Raw genomic sequence first — 18,959 nt, 5'->3', positions numbered from 1 at the left:
CGTGTCTTGCTTCCGTCGATGGCTTCAGGCGCTCACCGGAACACGTTCGATCAGCCGTTCGATAACCGTGTCAGCGGTCATGCCTTCGGCCTCTGCTTCGAACGTGAGGAGGATGCGGTGTCGTAGCACATCGAAGGCCATGGCTCGGACATCGTCGGGTGTTACGTAATCCCGGCCGTCTAGCCAGGCCAACGCCCGGGCGCAGCGGTCCAGGGCGATGGTGCCACGGGGGCTGGCGCCGAAGGCTGTCCACCGGGCCAGTTCCGGGTCCAGTGCCGCCGGGTCGCGGGTTGCCAGCACCAGGGCCAACAAATATTGCTCTACGGGTTCCGCCATGTAGATGTTCGCGACTTCCGCGCGGGCATCAAACACCTGGTCTGGCGTCAGGCGAAGGTCCGTTTTCGGAAGGCCGTGACGATAATCGTTACGGGCCAGTTGCAGGATGGCCTTCTCCGCTTCCGCCGACGGGTAGTGGATAACCACGTGCATCAGAAAGCGGTCCAGCTGGGCTTCGGGCAGCGGGTAGGTACCTTCCTGCTCAATGGGATTCTGGGTGGCCATCACCAGGAACAGCCGGTCCAGCGGAAACGTGCGCATCCCGACGCTGATCTGGCGTTCACCCATGGCCTCGAGAAGGGCAGACTGCACCTTGGCAGGCGCACGGTTGATTTCATCCGCAAGCACCAGGTTGTGGAAGATGGGGCCGCGCTGGAATTCGAACTGCCCGGTTTCCGGGCGGTAGATTTCACTGCCCATAACGTCTGAGGGCAGCAGGTCTGGCGTAAACTGGATTCTGTGAAAGTCGCCTTCCAGATGGTCGGCAAGCGCCTTGATCGCCGTGGTTTTTGCCAGCCCCGGGGCGCCTTCTACAAGCAGGTGGCCGTCGGCAAGAAGCGCGATCAGCAGACGATCCACCAGTTTTTCCTGCCCGATTATCCGTTTGGCTAACTGTTCCCGTAACTCACCGAACGTATGCTGTAGCGACATTGGAAATGACTGCTCTCTGTATCTGAGGATTTTCCGGAGAAACCCGTATCGTGCGTAGGTAGTTGCCGAAGTTTTGGCGTCTGGCCGGCAAAAATCAAGGGTTTGACTATGCTTATGTGACGATACGCCGATTACGTTTATTTCACACTAACTGAGGTCGACCATGAATGCGCTGACAGTGGCCAGCAAGGATCAATTCTTTGAACAGTTGGCTGACGCTTTCGCTAAGAAGATTTCCAAAACCGAAGCCAAGAAAATCAGCGAATTTGCCAAGCAGCATTATGCTCATATTCCCCTTGAAGAGTTGGTCAGTCGACGATTTGCGGATACCTACGGCGCCGTTCTGGCCGCCTGGCAGTTTCTGCAGAAGCGGTCTGCCGAGGAAACTCCGGTTGCTGTTTTCAACCCCGACCTGGAGAGTGACGGTTGGCAATCGACCCACACCGTTGTTTTTATCCTGCATCCGAACATTCCGTTTCTGATCGATTCCCTGCGCATTGCGATCAACCACCGGGAGATCGGTACCCATTCTATCCAGCACTCGATCCTGCAGGTGAACCGCGACCAGAATGGCAAACTCGAGAAGCTGCACACGTCTAAAAAGAAAGCCTCCGGTTCGGACTACGAGGCGTTCATTGTCCTCGAGATTGATCGGCACAGTAATCCCGAGGATCTCCGTGATCTGGAAGATACCCTGCAGAACGTGCTTCATGAGGTGCGGATCGCTGTCAGCGACTTCCCGGTAGTTACCGAGAAAGTGAACGAGATTCTCGGTGAGCTGGACAACACCACGGCGGGCATTAACGAGGAGCAGAAAGAAGAGGCCAGGGCGTTTCTGGAATGGCTCGCCCGGGACCATTTTACGTTCCTTGGCTACGATGAGTACGACTTTGCCAAGGACAAGAGTGGCATGGTGGTGCGTCGGGTAGAGAATTCCGAACTGGGTATCCTCCGGGTCAATAACGAGCGCCCGGACCGGGTTCGCCTGAACGAACTGCCGCAGCGCACGCGCCACGAGATGACCCGAAGCGATGATATTTTCATCTTCGCCAAATCGGCCCAGCGCTCGCGGGTGCATCGGCCCGCCTACCCGGACTACATCGCAGTCAAGAAATTCAACAGCAAAGGCGAGGTGGTCGGTGAACGGCGGTTCCTGGGCCTTTACACCGCCCGTGTCTATAACGAACGGCCGGACGAGATTCCCCTGCTGCGCCGTAAATTTCAGAGCGTGATGAAACGGTCCGGTTTTCTGCGTGACGACTACGCCGGTAAAGAACTCGAGCAGATCCTGACAGTGTATCCCCGGGACGAACTGTTCCAGATCGAGCAGGACGAGCTGCTCAAGGTGGCCAAAAGTATCCTGTACATCCAGGAGCGTCGCCGGATCGAATTGTTCCTGAGGGAAGACGTTTATGGCCAGTTCGTGACCTGCCTGGCGTTTTTTCCGAGGGACATCTACAACACCGAACTACGGCTGAAAGTCGAGCAGGTGCTGGTTGACCGGTTGGGAGCGGAAGACGTCGAGTTTGTCACCCACTTTTCCGAGTCGGTCCTTGCGCGGGTCCAGTTCACCATCCGGGTACCCCAGGTCGAGAACCGCCAACTGCCCACGGAGGAGATCCGGGAAAAGGTTATCGAGCTTGCCCAGTCCTGGCGTGATGGGTTGTCTGAAGCCCTGAGTGAGGCCTGGGGCGAAGAGCAGGGCAATGAGCTCTATCGCTTGTGGGCGGGCGGTTTTCCGGCCAGCTACACCGATATGTTCTCGCCAAGGCGAGCGGCGATCGATCTGGAGCATATCGCTTCATCGGCGAACAATCATGACCTTGCCATGAGCTTCTACCGGGCTCTGGAAGAAGACGAGAGCACGCTGCATTTCAAGCTTTTCTACCCGGACGAACCGTTGCCGCTTTCCGATGTGATGCCGATCTTCGACAACCTCGGCTTCCGGGTTATCGGCGAACACCCCTTCGAGGTCATCGACCGGCACAACAAAACGGTGTGGATTCACGACTTCACGCTCCAGGCTCACCAGGGGACTGTTGTCGATATTCATCGTATCCGTCCGATCTTTGAGGAGCTGTTCCGCCGGGTGTGGTACGGAGAAGCGGAAAACGACGCCTTCAACCGGATGCTGCTCTCTTCCTACATGAGCTGGCGGGAAATCGCGCTGTTGCGGACCTACGCCCGGTATATGCGCCAGATACGCTTTTCCAACAGTCAGACCTTTATCTCCAACACGCTGGTGAACCACGTTGAACTGACCCGCCTGCTGCTGGAATTTTTCGAAATACGTTTCAATCCGGAGCGTTACCAGAGCCCCGGGAAGAGTGAGGCAGCCCAGCAGAAGCTGGAGATCGAATTCAATGCCGGCCTCGAAGACGTTGAGAATCTGAGTGAAGACCGGGTGCTTCGACTCTACCTGGAGCTCATGCAGGCGACCCTGCGTACCAACTACTATCAAACAGACGAGGCTGGCGGCCCCAAGCCCTACATCAGCGTGAAGTTCGATCCTGCCCGGATCCCGGACATGCCCCTTCCGATGCCGATGTTCGAGATTTTCGTGTACTCGCCGCGCGTCGAAGGCGTACACCTGCGGGGTGGCAAGGTCGCCCGCGGCGGCTTGCGCTGGTCAGACCGGTTTGAGGATTACCGCACCGAGATTCTGGGGCTGGTCAAGGCCCAGCAGGTCAAGAATGCGGTTATCGTGCCGGTCGGCGCCAAAGGTGGCTTTGTGGCCAAGCGCCTGCCGGATCCGTCGGACAGGGAGGCTTTCCAGGCCGAGGGCATCGAAGCCTATAAGACATTTATCCGGGGGTTGCTGGATATCACCGACAATCTGGTGGATGCCGGCATTGCGCCGCCGGAACGGGTGATCCGTCATGACGACGACGACCATTACCTGGTTGTGGCGGCTGACAAGGGTACGGCAACCTTCTCGGACATCGCCAATGGTCTGGCCTCGGAATACGGTTTCTGGATGGGCGATGCCTTCGCCTCCGGCGGAAGCAATGGTTACGACCACAAGAAAATGGGCATCACGGCCCGGGGTGCCTGGGTCTCTGTAGAGCGGCATTTCCGGGAAATGGGCATCAACCCCGGGCTGGACGAGTTCACCGCCATCGGCATTGGCGACATGGGTGGTGATGTCTTCGGCAATGGCATGTTGTGCTCAGAGAAGACCAAGCTGGTCGCTGCTTTCAACCACGTGCATATCTTTGTCGACCCTTCACCGGATCCGGAGAAGAGCTACAAGGAACGGATGCGTCTGTTCGGACTTCCGCGATCCGCCTGGACCGATTACGACAGCAAGCTGATTTCCAAGGGAGGCGGGGTTTTCAGCCGGAATTCAAAATCTATCCCGGTCAGCCCGGAAATGAAGAAACTGCTGGGTATCAAATCGGATCGGGTGCCACCAAACATGCTGATCTCGCACATCCTCAAGGCCCAGGTCGACCTGCTCTGGGTCGGTGGCATTGGCACCTATGTGAAGGCCGCCAGTGAATCCCACAGTGATGTGGGCGACAAGGCCAACGACGGTCTGCGGATCAACGGTTCGGATCTTCGCTGCAAGGTGGTCGGTGAGGGCGGCAACCTTGGGCTTACCCAGCTCGGTCGCATTGAATTTGCGCTCAAGGGCGGACGCCTGAACACGGACTTTATCGACAACTCCGGCGGTGTGGATTGTTCTGACCACGAGGTCAACATGAAGATCCTGCTCAACCGGGCCGTTGCCATGGGTGATCTCACTAACAAGCAGCGCAACATCATGCTTGAGGAGATGACCGATGACGTCGCGGAGTTGGTGCTCAAGAACAACTACCGGCAGACCCAGGCCATCAGTATTGCCAGCGAGGATGCAGCGACCCGGCTGGAAGAGTATCGCCGGCTGATGAATACCTTTGAGAGCGAGGGCAAGCTCAACCGTGCCCTGGAGTTCCTGCCCGATGACGAGACCCTGTCCGAGCGCAAGCTGGACAAGAAAGGGCTGACCCGGCCGGAACTGTCGGTTCTCATTTCCTATGTGAAGGGCGACCTGAAGCAGACCTTGATCGACAGCACCCTGCCTGACGATCCCCTGCTGGCCGGTGAAATGTACAAGGTGTTTCCCAGGGATCTGACCCAGAAATTCTCGAAGGAGCTGGGAGAGCATCAGCTGCGGCGTGAAATCATCGCGACACAGATTGCCAATGACATGGTCAACCACATGGGGATTACCTTTGTGGAGCGTTTGAACCAGTCTACTGGGGCCGATGCCGCCTCTATTGCTCTGGCCTGGATTATCGCCCGTGACGTGTTCCGCATTGATAACTGGTGGGACAGGATTGAAGCCCTGGATTTCCATGTCTCAGCCCAGCTACAGATGGAGCTGATGCAGGACCTGATGCGCCTGATGCGCCGTTCGGTGCGCTGGCTGTTACGCAACCGTCGGGCGGAGCTGAGCATTCAGCACCACATGGAGCGCTTTGCCGACAGCGTCTGGGCGATTACAGCGGGGCTGCCCGAGTATCTTGGTGATCAGGCGAAAACCACCTGGGAGAAACGGCATCAGGCTCTGGTGGATGCCGGGCTGCCATCAGAGCTGGCGTCCGTGGTTTCGGGTACCGGCCACCTGTACTCGTCTCTGGGTATCATCGAGGCCCACGAAGCCTCTGGCATGCCACTGAAGACGGTGGCCAATCTCTACTATGAGCTGGGTGACCGCCTGGATCTGAACTGGTTCGCGAGCGCCATTGCATCGCTGCAGCCCGGCTCACACTGGCAGGCCCTGGCCCGGGAAAGTTTCCGGGAAGATCTCGACTGGCAGCAGCGGGCGCTAACCACCGGTGTCTTGAAGCTGGCAGACAAGCCGGAAGACGTGCCGGCCTGCGTGGAGGCGTGGCTGTCCCGCCATCAGCAGATGATCGACCGCTGGAAATCCATGCTTTCCGAGCTCAAGGGTGTGCGGGAGCCGGAGTACGCCATGTTCTCTGTGGCCCTGCGTGAGTTGCTGGATCTGGCCCAGAGCACCATGCATCAGCCTCATGCGGAGGTGGAAGTGCAGACCAACTGAGTATTGCTTTGGGATGCGTATTCCCGTTCAATCGCCGGACGGGAATCATCAAACGGAGTGGGATAATGGGTCAGCTTGACCATCTTCTGGAAAAAAACCGGGCCTGGGCAGACGGTATCAAGGCCCAGGATCCGCAGTTTTTTACCCGCCTGTCGAATCAGCAGGCACCGGAATACCTGTGGATTGGTTGCGCAGACAGCCGCGTGCCCGCCAACCAGATCGTCGATCTTCTGCCGGGGGAGCTTTTTGTTCACCGGAACGTGGCCAACGTGGTTGTCCACACGGATTTTAACTGTCTGTCGGTACTGCAGTTCGCCATCGAAGTATTGAAGGTCAAACATGTCCTGGTGGTTGGCCACTATGGCTGTGGCGGCGTCAGGGCGGCATTGCTCAATGAAGGATTTGGACTGATCAGCAACTGGCTTCGACACGTTCAGGATGTCCGTGACCGGCATCAGCAAGTACTCGATGCCCTGCCGGGCGTTCAGGATCGGGTCGACCGTCTGTGCGAACTCAACGTGGTTGAGCAGGTGGGGCATGTTTGCCAGAACAGCATTGTTCAGGAAGCCTGGCGGCGGGGTCAGCCGCTCACGGTTCATGGCTTTGTCTACGATGTCTCGGATGGGGTTCTGCGGGATATGGGGTTGTCGGTAGCCTGCGAGGAAGATCGTGAGCGGGTACGGCAGAACAGCATCGATGAGCTGGTTCAGAGGCCGGTACGCTCTGGACGCCAGAAAATCATGCAGTGAAGAATGTAAAATTGCGTCAAAAATTCGTGAAGGGCGTCACTTCCTGACCCTCGGCGTCATCACAGTTGGTCACCTCCTGCTTTGCTAGAGTAGATACTGCAGTAAGCGAGGAGTGTGACCATGAAAGAATTGATGCAAAAAGCCCTGACAGTTCTGAACCAGAGGAAAGATGCCACGGCCAGCGCGGAGTCACGGGGTCGGGGGCGGAAATCGTCTGATGCCGGTCAGGCTGAGGACTGGGGTATGTCACCGGAGGACGCCCTGAGGGTTGGAACGGTTGCCCGTTACAAGTGATTGAAGATTTGATGGTATTTCCTCTCTGAAGGCCCTCCGGTCTCCGTCTTTCAAGGGAGACGCGAGGGCTCATTCCGGTTAGCATATCCCGTCTTTGAACTACCCACTCGGGATAAGCCCATCAATGTCATTGCCCAATTCCCATGAAGTCCTGTTGCGAAACCGCCACCTTGTGCAGGGGAGGCTGGCCCTTTTGGGCGTATCCGCTGGTGAGCTGCTGACGGATTTGCCCGCTGGCGGTATGGCAATGAGTGAGCATGCCGGTGTGTGTGCCTCACTCAGCGGGCGCGACGGCTGGCAGATCTGTTTTGGCTACGACGATCCTGCTCTGGCTGCCGATACCTTTGACACACTCGTGGTTTTTCTTCCCAAGGCCCGGGCGGAGCTTGACCTGCGTCTTGCCCTGGCACGCTGGCTGGCAGCACCCCGCGCTCGACTGGTGCTGGTAGGTGAGAAGAAAGAAGGCATTGCCGGGGCCGTGAAACAACTCAAGGCCGTGGCGCCGCAGGCTACCAAGACCGATAGCGCCCGGCATTGCCAGGTCTGGTGTGCTGAGAATATCGAACCTCTTCCAGAATTCTCGCTTCGGGAGTGGATGACCTGGACCGGGATTGACTGCCAGTCGGTTCACCTGGATGTTGCCGGACTGCCCGGTATTTTCAGTCTTGGTGAGCTGGACGACGGTACCCGCTTGCTGATGGAAACGCTGGACAGGGCGCCTCTGCGGTCTGGCCCGGTTCTGGATTTTGCCTGTGGTGCGGGTGTCCTCGGTGCCTGGCTCCATCGCTGGCAAGAGCGGCAGGACCTTCCCCGGCTGACGATCGACGGGATTGATGTTCAGTCCCAGGCCGTTATCTGTGCAAGGGCCACCTATGAGCGCAATGGCGTTTCCGGGCGGATCATGGCTTCGGACGGCCTTCCGGGCATCGAGGGTTCATGGCCCGTTATTCTCAGTAATCCACCCTTTCACTCTGGTGTCAGAACAGACCTGTCGATGACTGAGCGTTTTCTTCGGGAGGTAGTGCGCCATCTGGCGCCGGGTGGTGAGGTGCGCCTGGTGGCGAACAGTTTTCTGCCCTACGAGCCATTGATGAAGCGCTGTATCGGCCCGGTTGAACGATTGCGGGAGAATCAGCGTTTTACCGTTTATCGCGCTTTTCGACGTTCCTGAACGAAAAAAGCCCCTGGGGTGAGGGGCAAGAGGTTCGCGTCCAGAACAACGGAGCCAACCGGAAAAGGGATGTTCAGCGTGAACACCTTCCACGTTAGGGTTAATTTCTAGAATAAACAGCCTAGAATGGCGCTTTTGTGACAAAAGGCCTCCAGCATGCCCGAAATGACAACCGCCCAACTTGATTTCTCCGGAGGCTCACTGATTCTTGCCCGGCCAGGCACTGGTGATCCGACGCTGAGGGCATGGGATGCGGCGGACGAGCTTCTGCTTGAGGAAGCCATTTGCGCGGCGGCAGCCCTGGGTGAGCCCCGTGTTCTGGTGGTGGATGATCAGTTCGGGGCTCTTTCACTGGGGCTGGCAGCGCTCTCTCCGACCGTGGTGGCCGACAGTGCTGTGTTGCCCGCTGCCCTGGCACATAATGCTTCTTTGAATCCGGAAGTCACGCCACCTGAATCTGTTTTCAGCTGGATTAATGCGCCCGAGGGCCCGTTTGACCTGGTGGTATTGAGAATACCCCGCCAGGCCGACTATCTGGCCTGGTTGCTGCGCTGGCTCAATCGCGTGATGGCGGATTCCGGCGTGTTGCTGGCAGGCGGCATGATCAAGCATCTACCGGCAAGAAGCGTTGATGTGTTCGCCGAAGCTGTACGGACAGAGCAGGTGCTGCCGGCGCGAAAGAAAGCGCGGGTGATTCGATGTAACAGGGGCGCTGCGACTCTCGCGGATTGGTCAGCGACCTGGAAAGGTTACCGATTGGGCGACCGAAAAGGTGATGTGGGCATAGAGGCATTGCCGGCGGTGTTTGCCCGGGAAAAGCTGGATATCGGCACCCGCCTGATGTTGCCACATGTGGTCAACGAGGTGTCGACGGCCAGGGCTGGCGATTCGGTGCTTGATCTGGCCTGCGGTAACGGCGTATTGGGCCTGGCGGCGCTGTCGGAGCGACGGGATCTGCAGTTGGTTTTCAGCGATGTTTCAAGCCAGGCCGTGCTCAGTGCCCGTCGTAATGTTGAAAAAGCCTTTCCGGATGCCAAAGCCGCTTTCTCCCATCGCGATGGTATTGAGTCCGATCCGGGAGCCTTTGATCTGATACTACTGAACCCGCCGTTCCACGAGGGTGGTGTGGTCGGTGATCACATCGCACTTCGGTTATTCGAGCAGGCGTCGCAACACCTGAGGCCGGGCGGTCGCCTGCTCCTGGTAGGAAATCGACACCTTGGCTATCACCGAAGCCTGCGCCGGTACTTTTCGTCAGTGGAGCAGCTGGACGCCAGCCCCAAGTTCGTGGTGTTTCGGGCTGGCAACCGCTGAATAACCTGTCAGATTACAATGTTGGCGCCGGGCGGTCATACCCGAGCCGGGCCAGGGTATCCACGATGGTCTGGGTCTGGCTGTCTATTTCAATATTCACCCGCTGGCCCTCTTCACAGGACCCAAAGGTTGTGGCCCGCAGCGTCTCCGGGATCAGATGGATGTTGAACCGGTTGCCCCGTACCTCGCCAATAGTCAGGCTGGCGCCATTGATGGCGATGTAGCCTTTGGGGAAGATGTAGCGGGCCCATTCCTCGGGCACCTCAAACCATAGCGTGACGTTGTTTTCCGTACGCCGTATTTCGACAATGTTGGCCGCCGTATGTATATGGCCAGAAAGCAGGTGGCCACCAATTTCATCCCCAATGCGGGCGGCGCGCTCGAAATTCACCTGGTCCCCGGTAGTCAGCTCACCCAGCGTGGTAAGTCTCAGGGTTTCCTGCATGGCATCGAAATAGAGCACGCTGTCTTCCTGGCGTGTGACGGTCAGGCAGGTTCCGTTGATTGCCACCGAGGCGCCGATGGAAACGCCATCTGCCTTTTCTGCGGGGAGGCGAATGGCAAAAGTGCTGAGCCCGGGCTCTGCGGTGACGTCTTCAATGGTTGCAATGCCCTGGACAATGCCTGTGAACATAAGCCTGACCTCATTCAATGTGGTATGGGGCGCCTTTCCGGCAGGTGCGCCAAGGATAGCGAGCGGGCTGACTGATGCCAAGGCCCGACTGATGTCGGTATACCGGGGTAAACATTCAAGTATCCTGCATCATGGTCGATACCCTTCATAACCCCTGAATTCGGACAATCTGCCATGGCTGAAAATCAGAGTAAGGCCGCCACCCGGGCAAACAGTCCGGCGCAGGCCCCCGTGCTGCGCCCTGGTCGGGCGGCCGATCCTGTGCCCGTCCCCGTGGCCCCTGGCGACCAGACTCCGGCGACGGTTCCAGCCAATCCGGCGGCGGAATCGGCACCGACCGGTCAGGCGCCAGAGACCAGTTCCGAATCCGAACCATCGGCTGATAGGGGAGAGTCCCGGGACACCGACAGTGGCAAGCCGGAAAGGGTGCTGGCGGAATCCCGCCAGCGCAAGCTCAGGCTGATGCTGCGCCAGTGCGACCGGGTCCTGTTAATGGATTTCGACTTGCTGGCGATGAACGGCTGGCCGGACAACTACACGATGGCCGAGGCGCGCCGGAGTCGGGACCTGTGGCTGTTCAGTGCGTTGATTGCGGCGGCTGTCTTTCTGAGCGGATTAACCGGGTTTGTGCCAGCCTGGATAGCTGGTGGTGGCTTCGGCGCCTTTGTCATCATTCTGTTGTTGGGAGTGCCTGCCGTACGCAGAATCTACACCACCAAACCCTCCTACCTTGATCTGATAATAACTCGCCAGCGGATGCTCCGTGAGGCAAGGCAACACGTCGCCCACCTGGAGGGGTCGGATGGCCTTATCTGGCAATGTGCGCGGATGGCGGATTTTAACCCGGCGCTGAAAAATACCCGGTTCAGTCACCTTCTGAGGTTGTCAGAGAGTCGCAGTCTGTCCCGGCAATTGACCCGCCGAGAGCACGTGCGTCTTTATCTGATTTGTCTGCTGGAAGCAGAGAAGGCGTACAGCCGCGTCCAGAAAGCATTTTTCGAGGGTAACCAGGAAGCCCTTGACCGGGGCTGGGAGGAAGTAGCGGCAGAGCCTGAGCCCAGAACTTGACACAAGTGCACTTCAAACGTATGTTTCAAACAGACGTTTGCTAGAGGCATTGATAACAAAATGGCGCAGTCTGATACCGTTGACCGGATTCTCGATGCAGCCGAAGAGCTGTTCGCCGACCGGGGTTTCTCGGAAACCTCGCTCAGGATGATTACCAGTAAGGCTAAAGTAAATCTGGCCGCTGTCAATTACCACTTTGGCTCAAAGAACGCCCTGATCCATGCCGTATTTGCGCGCTTTCTGACGCCGTTTTCCGCGACACTGGAAAACGCCTTCGACGAGCTCGAAGAGCGGTGTGACGGCAAACCGCCAACGCTGAATCAAACGCTATGGGCACTTACGGAAAGCGCGGTGCGCATGCCCCAGCGTAACGAGAAGGGTATCTCCATCTTCATGCGCCTGCTCGGGCTTGCCTACACCCAGTCCCAGGGGCATTTGCGCAAGTTCCTGGAACAGGAATACAGCGAGCCTTTCAGCCGTTTCATGCGGCTGCTCAAGGAGGCGACCCCGCAGCTATCCTCTGTTGACCGTTACTGGCGCATCCAGTTCATGCTCGGGGCAACGGCGTTCACCATGTCCAGCAGCGATGCCCTGAGGGACATCCTGCAGAACAAGCTGGGTGTGGAAACCACGATCCAAGAAATTGCTGCCCGCCTGGTTCCCTTCCTGGCTGCCGGGATGCAGGCGGAAGACGCCATGCTGATTCCGCCGGTCGGCAGCAAGGTCTCGGTTGCCTGAGTTCCTCTCTCTCGGTTAGGCTTCCCCTCTGAACCTCCGAGGGAGCCTGGCCGGTTTTGACGCATCCCGCATCCGTCCGCATCGACATTGATCTGCCCCTTCAGCGCCTCCGGCTTGAAACCGGAGGCGGTGAGCTTATTGCATCCTATCCGGTTTCCACTGCGCTGAATGGCGCGGGTGAGAGCGATGGCAGTGGCTGTACGCCCCGGGGAGAGCATTATATCCGGGCCTGTATTGGCGCCGGACTTCCGGCCGGAACTGTCTTCCGGGCCCGGCGCCCCACCGGCGAAATCTACAGCGCCGAACTTGCCCGGCGGCACCCTGACCGCGACTGGATCCTGAGTCGGATTCTCTGGTTGTGTGGCCGCGAATGGGGCAAAAACAGGGGGCCGGGTGTCGATACTTTCCGCCGCTTCATATACATTCACGGCACACCGGACAGCGAGCCCATGGGCGTGCCGTTGTCCCATGGCTGCGTGCGGATGCGCAACGCAGACATTATTGATCTGTTTGATCGCGTCAGGCCGGGAACGGCCGTTTCTATTCGATAAAACTGTCTAGACCAGAGGAATCCGATGATCGGGGATGTTATGGCCATGGTGAATGGCTGGATCGAGAATTTCGGGCTGCTGTCTGAAGCCTGGCGTGTCGGGATTGTCGTATTTGCGCTGGTGTTCGCAACGGCCGCGGTGGCGTACATCGCAAGCCACATTATCGTTGCTATCGAGCGCAAGTTCAGCCAGACCAAAAACCTGTGGGACGATGCCTTGTTGCACGCCGCCCGCAAACCGGTCGTGGCCTTTGTCTGGTTGCAAGGCGTCTACTGGGCTGCAGAAGTGGCTCATCGCTACTCGGAAGCGGAGATCTTCAAGGTCAACGATTCGCTTCTGCAGCTCGGGTTTGTCTTCGTTCTGGTATGGGCGGTCCTGAGGCTGATCAAGGAAGCCGAGGGGATTCTGGTATCGCCGCTGAAAATGAAACAGCCCATGGACTACACCACCGTCAACGCGGTGAGCAAGTTGTCCCGGGCGGTGGTTATCATTACCGCGGTGCTGATTGCGATGCAGTCCATGGGCTACAGCATTTCCGGGGTCCTGGCCTTCGGCGGCGTGGGTGGTATTGCAGTCGGCTTCGCCGCGAAGGACCTGTTGGCCAACTTTTTCGGCGGTTTTATTATCCATCTCGACCGACCGTTCAAGGTTGGGGACTGGGTGCGGTCCCCGGACCGAAACATTGAGGGTACGGTTGAGCACATCGGCTGGCGTCTGACCACCATCCGTACCTTCGACAAACGTCCGCTTTATGTGCCCAATGCTGCGTTTACCACCATCGCAGTGGAAAACCCCTCACGCATGACCAACCGCAGGATCTACGAGACGATTGGCATCCGGTATGCCGATGTCGGGCAGATGGCAACCATCGTCGACGACATCAAGGCCATGCTGCAGCAGCATGAGGACATCGACAGCGATCAGACCCTGATTGTGAACTTCCTGGCGTTCAACGCGTCGTCTCTGGATATCATGGTGTACACCTTCACCAAGACCACCCAGTGGGTGCAGTTCCACGAGGTGAAGCAGGATGTATTGCTGAAAATCAGCGACATTATCGAGGGTTACGGTGCCGAAGTGGCCTTCCCGACCCGAACTCTGCATCTTCCGGACGGCGTCCGGCTATCCGGATCGCAGTCCGCGGGAGCCTCGGACAAGAGCGAGGCGGATTCTTCCGGCAAGAGCGCCGAGACATTGCAGAACCGTCAGACAACCGGAGATTTGGAAGACTCAGGAGATTCAGAATGACGTCACCGGAGAAAATGCACCCTGTTGGCATCATTGGCGGCACCGGCCTCACCACTCTGTCAGGCCTTGAGATTACCGGTGAGAAGCCGGTCAGGACATCCTGGGGCGTTCCATCCGCGCCCCTCGTTGAGGGCCACTTGGGGGATCAGCCGGTCATCTTCCTGTCGCGCCATGGTAACCCCCATCGTATTCCACCCCACCAGGTGAACTATCGGGCCAATTTGCGGGCCCTCTACGAAGCCGGGGTCCGAACGGTGATCGGGGTTAACGCTGTGGGTGGGATTCACCCGGATATGGGGCCTGCCCATGTGGTTATTCCCGACCAGATTATTGACTACACCTGGGGGCGTGCCAGCACCTTTTACGAGGGCGATCTGGACTCGGTAACCCACATTGATTTCACCTGGCCCTACGACGAGAGCGCGCGGCAGATCCTGATTGATGCCGCCGGAGCAGAAAACGTCCCGTTTTCCGGTTTCGGAGTGTATGGCGCAACCCAGGGCCCGAGGCTGGAAACCGCGGCTGAAATCATCCGGATGGAGCGGGACGGCTGCGACCTGGTAGGAATGACCGGTATGCCGGAAGCCGCGCTGGCGGCGGAACTTGGAATGCGTTACGTCTGTCTGGGTTTGGTGGTGAACTGGGCGGCTGGAAAATCCGACCATATCATCACCATGGAAGAAATTGAGGCGGCCATCGAGCAGGGAATGTCCGGGGTCAAGCGGATCCTCGAAGTCTCGATGGCTGGCCTTGGGGTGCTTACTCCGTTGCCTCAATCTTCTTGAAAAACACCAGCACGCCGATCGTGGGGGAATCGAGGAAGTGGATTTCCTCACTGCGCATCCGGCGGGTTTCCCGAATCCAGGTCAACAATTCCAGGGGCGCGGGTTCAGCCAGAACAGGTAGTTGCTGACCGGCTGTTTCTCCGGTTGCTGCTGACATTGGGGCGGAGTCACTTGCTCCGGATGCGTCCGGAGCGGGGGGTGTTTCTTCAGAGAGCTCGGTCGCAGCCTCTACAGGCGGCTCCGATGTCTCTTCTGCCAGTTGCCAGTGGTTCAGATGCACATTGACGTGCAAATAGCGTTGCCGGTCGATGGTGATGTGTCCCTCAACCTCCCGGGTGCGAGCCTCATTCAGCCAGTCACCTGCTTCAACCCGCAAGGGTGTCCCCTCGTAATCTGGTGGAAACGCCTCGTACCAACCGGCAGCCACAAGCACACGGTAACGGCCACTGCGTTCGAGTCTGGCGGCGGCACTGGCAAGATGGAGATCCTTTCGGGGCGCCAATTCCAGTGTGGTTTCCGTGGTGCCATTCTCCAGCGATGACCAGAGAACCTCTTCGGTCTCAAGGGGCGGCTCTACCGAGCGATCAGACATCCGTTCGTTCACAGCTTCCGGCTCTACGATCCGCTCAAGAATGACAAACTCCGCCCGGTAGTAGTCATCCGGAACCGGCGTGCCGGGCTCAAGAGGCAAGGTTGCCCTGTCAAGCTGCTGTGCGGCGCCTGTTAGAGAAAAGCTCAGAAGCAGAGCTGCCAGGATGGCCCGGGTCGGGTATCGGCACCAGCGAATTCCATCAATTTGCAAGGGTCGTACTCCACTTGTTGGTCGGCCGTTCATGAGCCGGACGCGTCATTTTTTGCTGGCTCCAGCTCGCCAAGCATCCGGGAAATGCCGTCGAGTTTACCACCGGTTGTGGCATCCTTCAGCCGAAAACGGAAGCTGTTGGCGCCTTCGAGCCGGTACTGGTCAGGTGCGGATTGCACTTTTTTAACCAGAACCAGCGGATCCACCGGTGTCGAGCTGCCAAACTCGATCCGCGCCCACTCCTTGCCGGCATCGACTTTCACGATGCCCAGGGCTTCTGCACGCAATCGAAGCTCGGTCTGGCGGATCAGGTTTTTGGCCGGATCCGGTAATAATCCGAACCGATCGATCATTTCAACCTGAAGTTCTTTTAATGCTTCCGGGCTGTCCACGCTGGCAATCCGTTTGTAGAGCATCAGGCGGTTATGGACATCCGGCAGATAATCCTCGGGGATCAGAGCCGGGATTCTCAGGTTCATTTCGGTGCCGTGGCTAAGTGGCAGGTCGGCATTCGGGGTTCGGCCCTCGCGAATGGCCTTGACGGCCTCGTCCAGCAGCTGCATGTAAAGGGTGAAGCCGATGCTTTCGATCTGCCCGCTCTGTTCTTCCCCCAATAACTCCCCGGCACCGCGGATTTCCAGGTCGTGAGTGGCCAGCATGAAGCCGGCACCCAGGTCCTGCGCCTCCGAAATCGCATCCAGACGCTTTTTGGCGTCCGCCGTGATGGATTTCGGCGGTGGCGTGAGCAGGTAGGCATAGGCCTGGTGGTGCGAACGGCCGACCCGGCCCCGAAGCTGATGCAGTTGCGCCAGGCCGAACTTGTCTGCCCGCTCGATAATAATGGTGTTGGCGCTGGGAACGTCGATGCCGGTCTCAATGATGGTTGTGCACACCAGCACGTTGAAGCGTTTGTGGTAGAAGTCGGACATGATCTTTTCCAGATCACGCTCTCTCATCTGCCCGTGGGCGACGCCCACCCGCGCTTCCGGAATCAGCGAACGTAGATCCTCTGCCGTCTTCTCGATGGTGGCCACGTCGTTGTGGAGGAAGTAGACCTGACCGCCCCGGAGAATCTCCCGCAGTATGGCTTCCTTGACCATGGCGTTGTCTTTCTGGCGCACAAAAGTTTTCACCGAGAGCCGCCGGGCCGGAGGAGTGGCGATAATCGAGAGATCCCGCAGATGCCCCATGGCCATGTTCAGCGTCCGCGGAATCGGGGTGGCGGTCAGGTTGAGCATGTCCACTTCGGCCCGCAGTGCTTTTAGTCTTTCCTTCTGCTGAACGCCAAAGCGATGCTCTTCGTCGATGATAACCAGGCCAAGATTCTTGAATTTGATGTCGCCCTGTAGCAGTTTGTGGGTGCCGATGACGATGTCGGCCCGGCCGTTCTCCACCGCCTCCAACGCCTTGCTGGTCTGGCCAGCCGTGCGGAACCGGCTGAGCAGCTCGACCTGCACAGGGGTATCCGAGAAACGGTCCCGGAAGGATTCATAATGCTGCTGGGCGAGCAGGGTAGTGGGGACCAGAACCGCCACCTGCTTGCCCGACCAAGTAGCCAGGAACGCCGCGCGCATGGCAACCTCGGTTTTCCCGAAACCGACATCGCCACACACCAGGCGATCCATGGGCTGCTCGCTGGTCATGTCCTCGAACACCGACTGGATAGCAACCTGCTGGTCTGGTGTCTCCTCGAACGGAAAGCCGGCAGCAAAGGCACGATAGGCTTCCTTGGGATCCTCGAAGCTGAAGCCTTTGCGCGCCTCCCGGCGGGCGTACACATCCAGCAGCTCGGCGGCAGTGTCCCGGATCTTCTCAAGGGCTTTCTGTTTCGCTGTGCTCCAGCGGTCCGTCCCGAGTTTGTGCAGCGGCGCGTGTTCGGTGTCATTGCCGGCATAGCGGGAAATCAGGTGCAGGCTGGAGACCGGAACATACAGCTTTGAGCCCCCGGCGTACTCAAGCATCAGGAATTCGCTCGCTTCGCCCTCTACGGTGATGGTCTCCAGGCCCAGGTAACGGCCAACACCGTGGTCGATATGAACCACCGGCGCACCAATCCGCAATTCGGACAGATCCCGGAAGCCGGCATCGTCCGTTTCCGTAGGCTTCTCGCGGCGCCGCCGCTGTAGTACCCGCTCGCCGAACAGGGCGGTCTCGGTGATCAGGGCAACGGAATGCTCGGGCAGAACCAGGCCTTGCTCCATCGGGGCAATGGTGATGGCGACCGAGCTTTCCTTATCGTCGAGAAAAGCCTGCCAGCCGGACAGGGTTTTCAATTCAACACCCTGTTCGCCAAGATTCTCCATCAGCGCCTCGCGCCGACCGGACGATTCGGCGCATATCAGCACGTGGCCGTCGAACTCTCCCAGAAACCGCTTGAGGCGACCGGCAGGGTCTGCGGCCCGACCGTCCATGGCGATATCCGGCAAGGTTGTCGTGGGGCAGTTAACTGATCCCGCGGCATCCTTTGTCTCCGCGGAGACGGTTACCCTCGGGAAGGCCTTCAGTTGTCCGAACAGCTCTTCCTGCTGCAGGAAGAGGAGCTTGGGCGGCAGAATCGGCCGCAGGCGATCGTGACGACGATCTTCGTACCGGTTGCGGGTTTCACTGTCAAAGTGGCTGACCGCATCGTTCAGTCCGTCCGCAGTAAAAACGTGAGTGGCGCCTGGCAGATAGTCAAACAGGGTTGCCGTCTCGTCGAAGAACAGCGGCAGGTAGTACTCAATGCCCGGCGGGGTAATGCCGTGAGTCACGTCCTGGTAGATGGGGGTGTCTTTGTCGGCATCCGGGAACTGCTCGAACCAGCGGCTGCGGAATCCGGAGCGCGCCTCTTTGTGCCAGGGGAATTCAAAGGCGGGCAGCAGTTCGATGCGTTCGATCCGGTCGATTGAGCGCTGAGTCTCGGGGTCGAAAGTCCGGAGCGTTTCGATCTCATCATCGAATAGGTCAATCCGATAGGGCTGGCTGGCGCCCATGGGGAAAATGTCCAGTATGGCGCCCCGGACCGCGTATTCGCCGTGCTCGTAGACGTTCTCGGCATGCCGGTAGCCTGCCGCCTCAAGCTGCATTCGCCAGCTCTTGATATCCAGGGACTGTCCCACTTCCAGAAGCAGGGTGTTGCCCTGGAGGTAATTTACTGGCGGCAGCCTGTGCATCAGCGTGCGTGCAGGAACCACGAGAACCCCATGGCTGGTTGCGGGCAGGCGGTGCAGGGTCCGGATTCGCCGGGAAATAATGTCCTGGTGGGGCGAAAACAGATCGTAGGGCAGGGTTTCCCAGTCGGGCAGCGACAGCAGTTCCAGCCCGTCGTCGCTGACCGCCGGGCCGTCTTCTTCCGGGGGTAGCCCCAGGAAGAAGCGCATGGCCTGCTCAAGCCGGATGGCATCGGCGGTGCTGCGGGTAATGACCAGGGTCAGACCCTTGTGCGCGCGCGCACTTTCGCAGATGGCCAGCGCCTCACTGCTGCCGTGCAGTTGACCCCATGTTCGGTGATCGGCCGGCCGAGACGGAAATTCGGGGGCAATCAGGGGGAGGGGTGACGGGCGTGTGCTGGCACCTTGGCTCATGGGCG

The 18,959-nt window shown here is 58.8% G+C and carries 14 protein-coding genes; 10 read left to right on the top strand and 4 right to left on the bottom strand.

Annotated features, from left to right (window positions below; genetic code table 11):
• Window positions 1-24: 24 nt before the first annotated feature.
• Window positions 25-987 (bottom strand): AAA family ATPase, encoded by a 963-nt coding sequence (locus AC13E3_RS20955; protein WP_008173123.1) that lies wholly within the window; start codon window positions 985-987, stop codon window positions 25-27.
• Between the two features lie 163 nt (window positions 988-1,150).
• On the opposite strand from AC13E3_RS20955, the gene AC13E3_RS20950 reads away from it, so the two are divergent.
• From AC13E3_RS20950 to AC13E3_RS20930, 5 genes are all read left to right on the top strand, one after another.
• Window positions 1,151-6,037 (top strand): NAD-glutamate dehydrogenase, encoded by a 4,887-nt coding sequence (locus AC13E3_RS20950; protein ID WP_405420446.1) that lies wholly within the window; start codon window positions 1,151-1,153, stop codon window positions 6,035-6,037.
• Window positions 6,038-6,102: 65 nt separating this feature from the next.
• Entirely contained in the window at window positions 6,103-6,786 is a 684-nt protein-coding gene (can, locus tag AC13E3_RS20945) for a carbonate dehydratase (protein WP_008173125.1), read from the top strand.
• Between the two features lie 120 nt (window positions 6,787-6,906).
• Window positions 6,907-7,080, top strand: a complete 174-nt coding sequence (locus AC13E3_RS20940; protein WP_008173126.1) for a hypothetical protein — start codon at window positions 6,907-6,909, stop codon at window positions 7,078-7,080.
• Between the two features lie 124 nt (window positions 7,081-7,204).
• Window positions 7,205-8,251, top strand: a complete 1,047-nt coding sequence (locus tag AC13E3_RS20935) for a class I SAM-dependent methyltransferase (protein ID WP_008173127.1) — start codon at window positions 7,205-7,207, stop codon at window positions 8,249-8,251.
• Window positions 8,252-8,416: 165 nt separating this feature from the next.
• Complete coding sequence (locus AC13E3_RS20930) at window positions 8,417-9,565, top strand: class I SAM-dependent methyltransferase (protein ID WP_273072126.1); 1,149 nt, start codon at window positions 8,417-8,419, stop codon at window positions 9,563-9,565.
• Window positions 9,566-9,578: 13 nt separating this feature from the next.
• Here the strand turns inward: AC13E3_RS20930 and AC13E3_RS20925 are convergent, their stop codons facing one another.
• Window positions 9,579-10,199: a riboflavin synthase gene (locus AC13E3_RS20925; RefSeq protein WP_008173129.1), complete on the bottom strand. Its 621-nt coding sequence runs from the start codon at window positions 10,197-10,199 to the stop codon at window positions 9,579-9,581.
• 174 nt (window positions 10,200-10,373) lie between these two features.
• Here AC13E3_RS20925 and AC13E3_RS20920 point away from each other — a divergent pair, with 174 nt between their 5' ends.
• The 5 genes from AC13E3_RS20920 (at window position 10,374) to AC13E3_RS20900 (ending at window position 14,589) form a co-directional block, all read left to right on the top strand.
• Entirely contained in the window at window positions 10,374-11,267 is an 894-nt protein-coding gene (locus AC13E3_RS20920) for a hypothetical protein (RefSeq protein ID WP_273017784.1), read from the top strand.
• 60 nt (window positions 11,268-11,327) lie between these two features.
• Window positions 11,328-12,005, top strand: coding sequence for a TetR/AcrR family transcriptional regulator (locus tag AC13E3_RS20915; RefSeq protein ID WP_273017752.1), 678 nt, complete (start codon window positions 11,328-11,330; stop codon window positions 12,003-12,005).
• 86 nt (window positions 12,006-12,091) lie between these two features.
• Complete coding sequence (locus AC13E3_RS20910) at window positions 12,092-12,556, top strand: L,D-transpeptidase family protein (protein ID WP_482902621.1); 465 nt, start codon at window positions 12,092-12,094, stop codon at window positions 12,554-12,556.
• 24 nt (window positions 12,557-12,580) lie between these two features.
• Window positions 12,581-13,804, top strand: a complete 1,224-nt coding sequence (locus tag AC13E3_RS20905) for a mechanosensitive ion channel family protein (protein ID WP_482902459.1) — start codon at window positions 12,581-12,583, stop codon at window positions 13,802-13,804.
• On the top strand, window positions 13,801-14,589 hold the full coding sequence (locus AC13E3_RS20900; protein ID WP_273017755.1) for an S-methyl-5'-thioinosine phosphorylase: 789 nt from the start codon (window positions 13,801-13,803) through the stop codon (window positions 14,587-14,589). The genes AC13E3_RS20905 and AC13E3_RS20900 overlap by 4 nt, the downstream gene beginning before the upstream one ends.
• Here the strand turns inward: AC13E3_RS20900 and AC13E3_RS20895 are convergent.
• Window positions 14,564-15,391 carry a CsiV family protein gene (locus AC13E3_RS20895; RefSeq protein ID WP_008175078.1) on the bottom strand — a complete coding sequence of 276 codons (828 nt, stop codon included), beginning with the start codon at window positions 15,389-15,391 and terminating at the stop codon, window positions 14,564-14,566. The two genes, AC13E3_RS20900 and AC13E3_RS20895, sit on opposite strands and share 26 nt — an antisense overlap.
• Window positions 15,392-15,420: 29 nt before the next feature.
• Window positions 15,421-18,954, bottom strand: coding sequence for a transcription-repair coupling factor (mfd, locus tag AC13E3_RS20890; protein WP_008175076.1), 3,534 nt, complete (start codon window positions 18,952-18,954; stop codon window positions 15,421-15,423).
• Window positions 18,955-18,959: the final 5 nt, after the last annotated feature.

This window comes from Marinobacter sp. L-80 (assembly GCF_056859395.1).
Note: the sequence above shows the minus strand (reverse complement) of the source record. Positions and strands in the feature narration are given on the sequence as shown.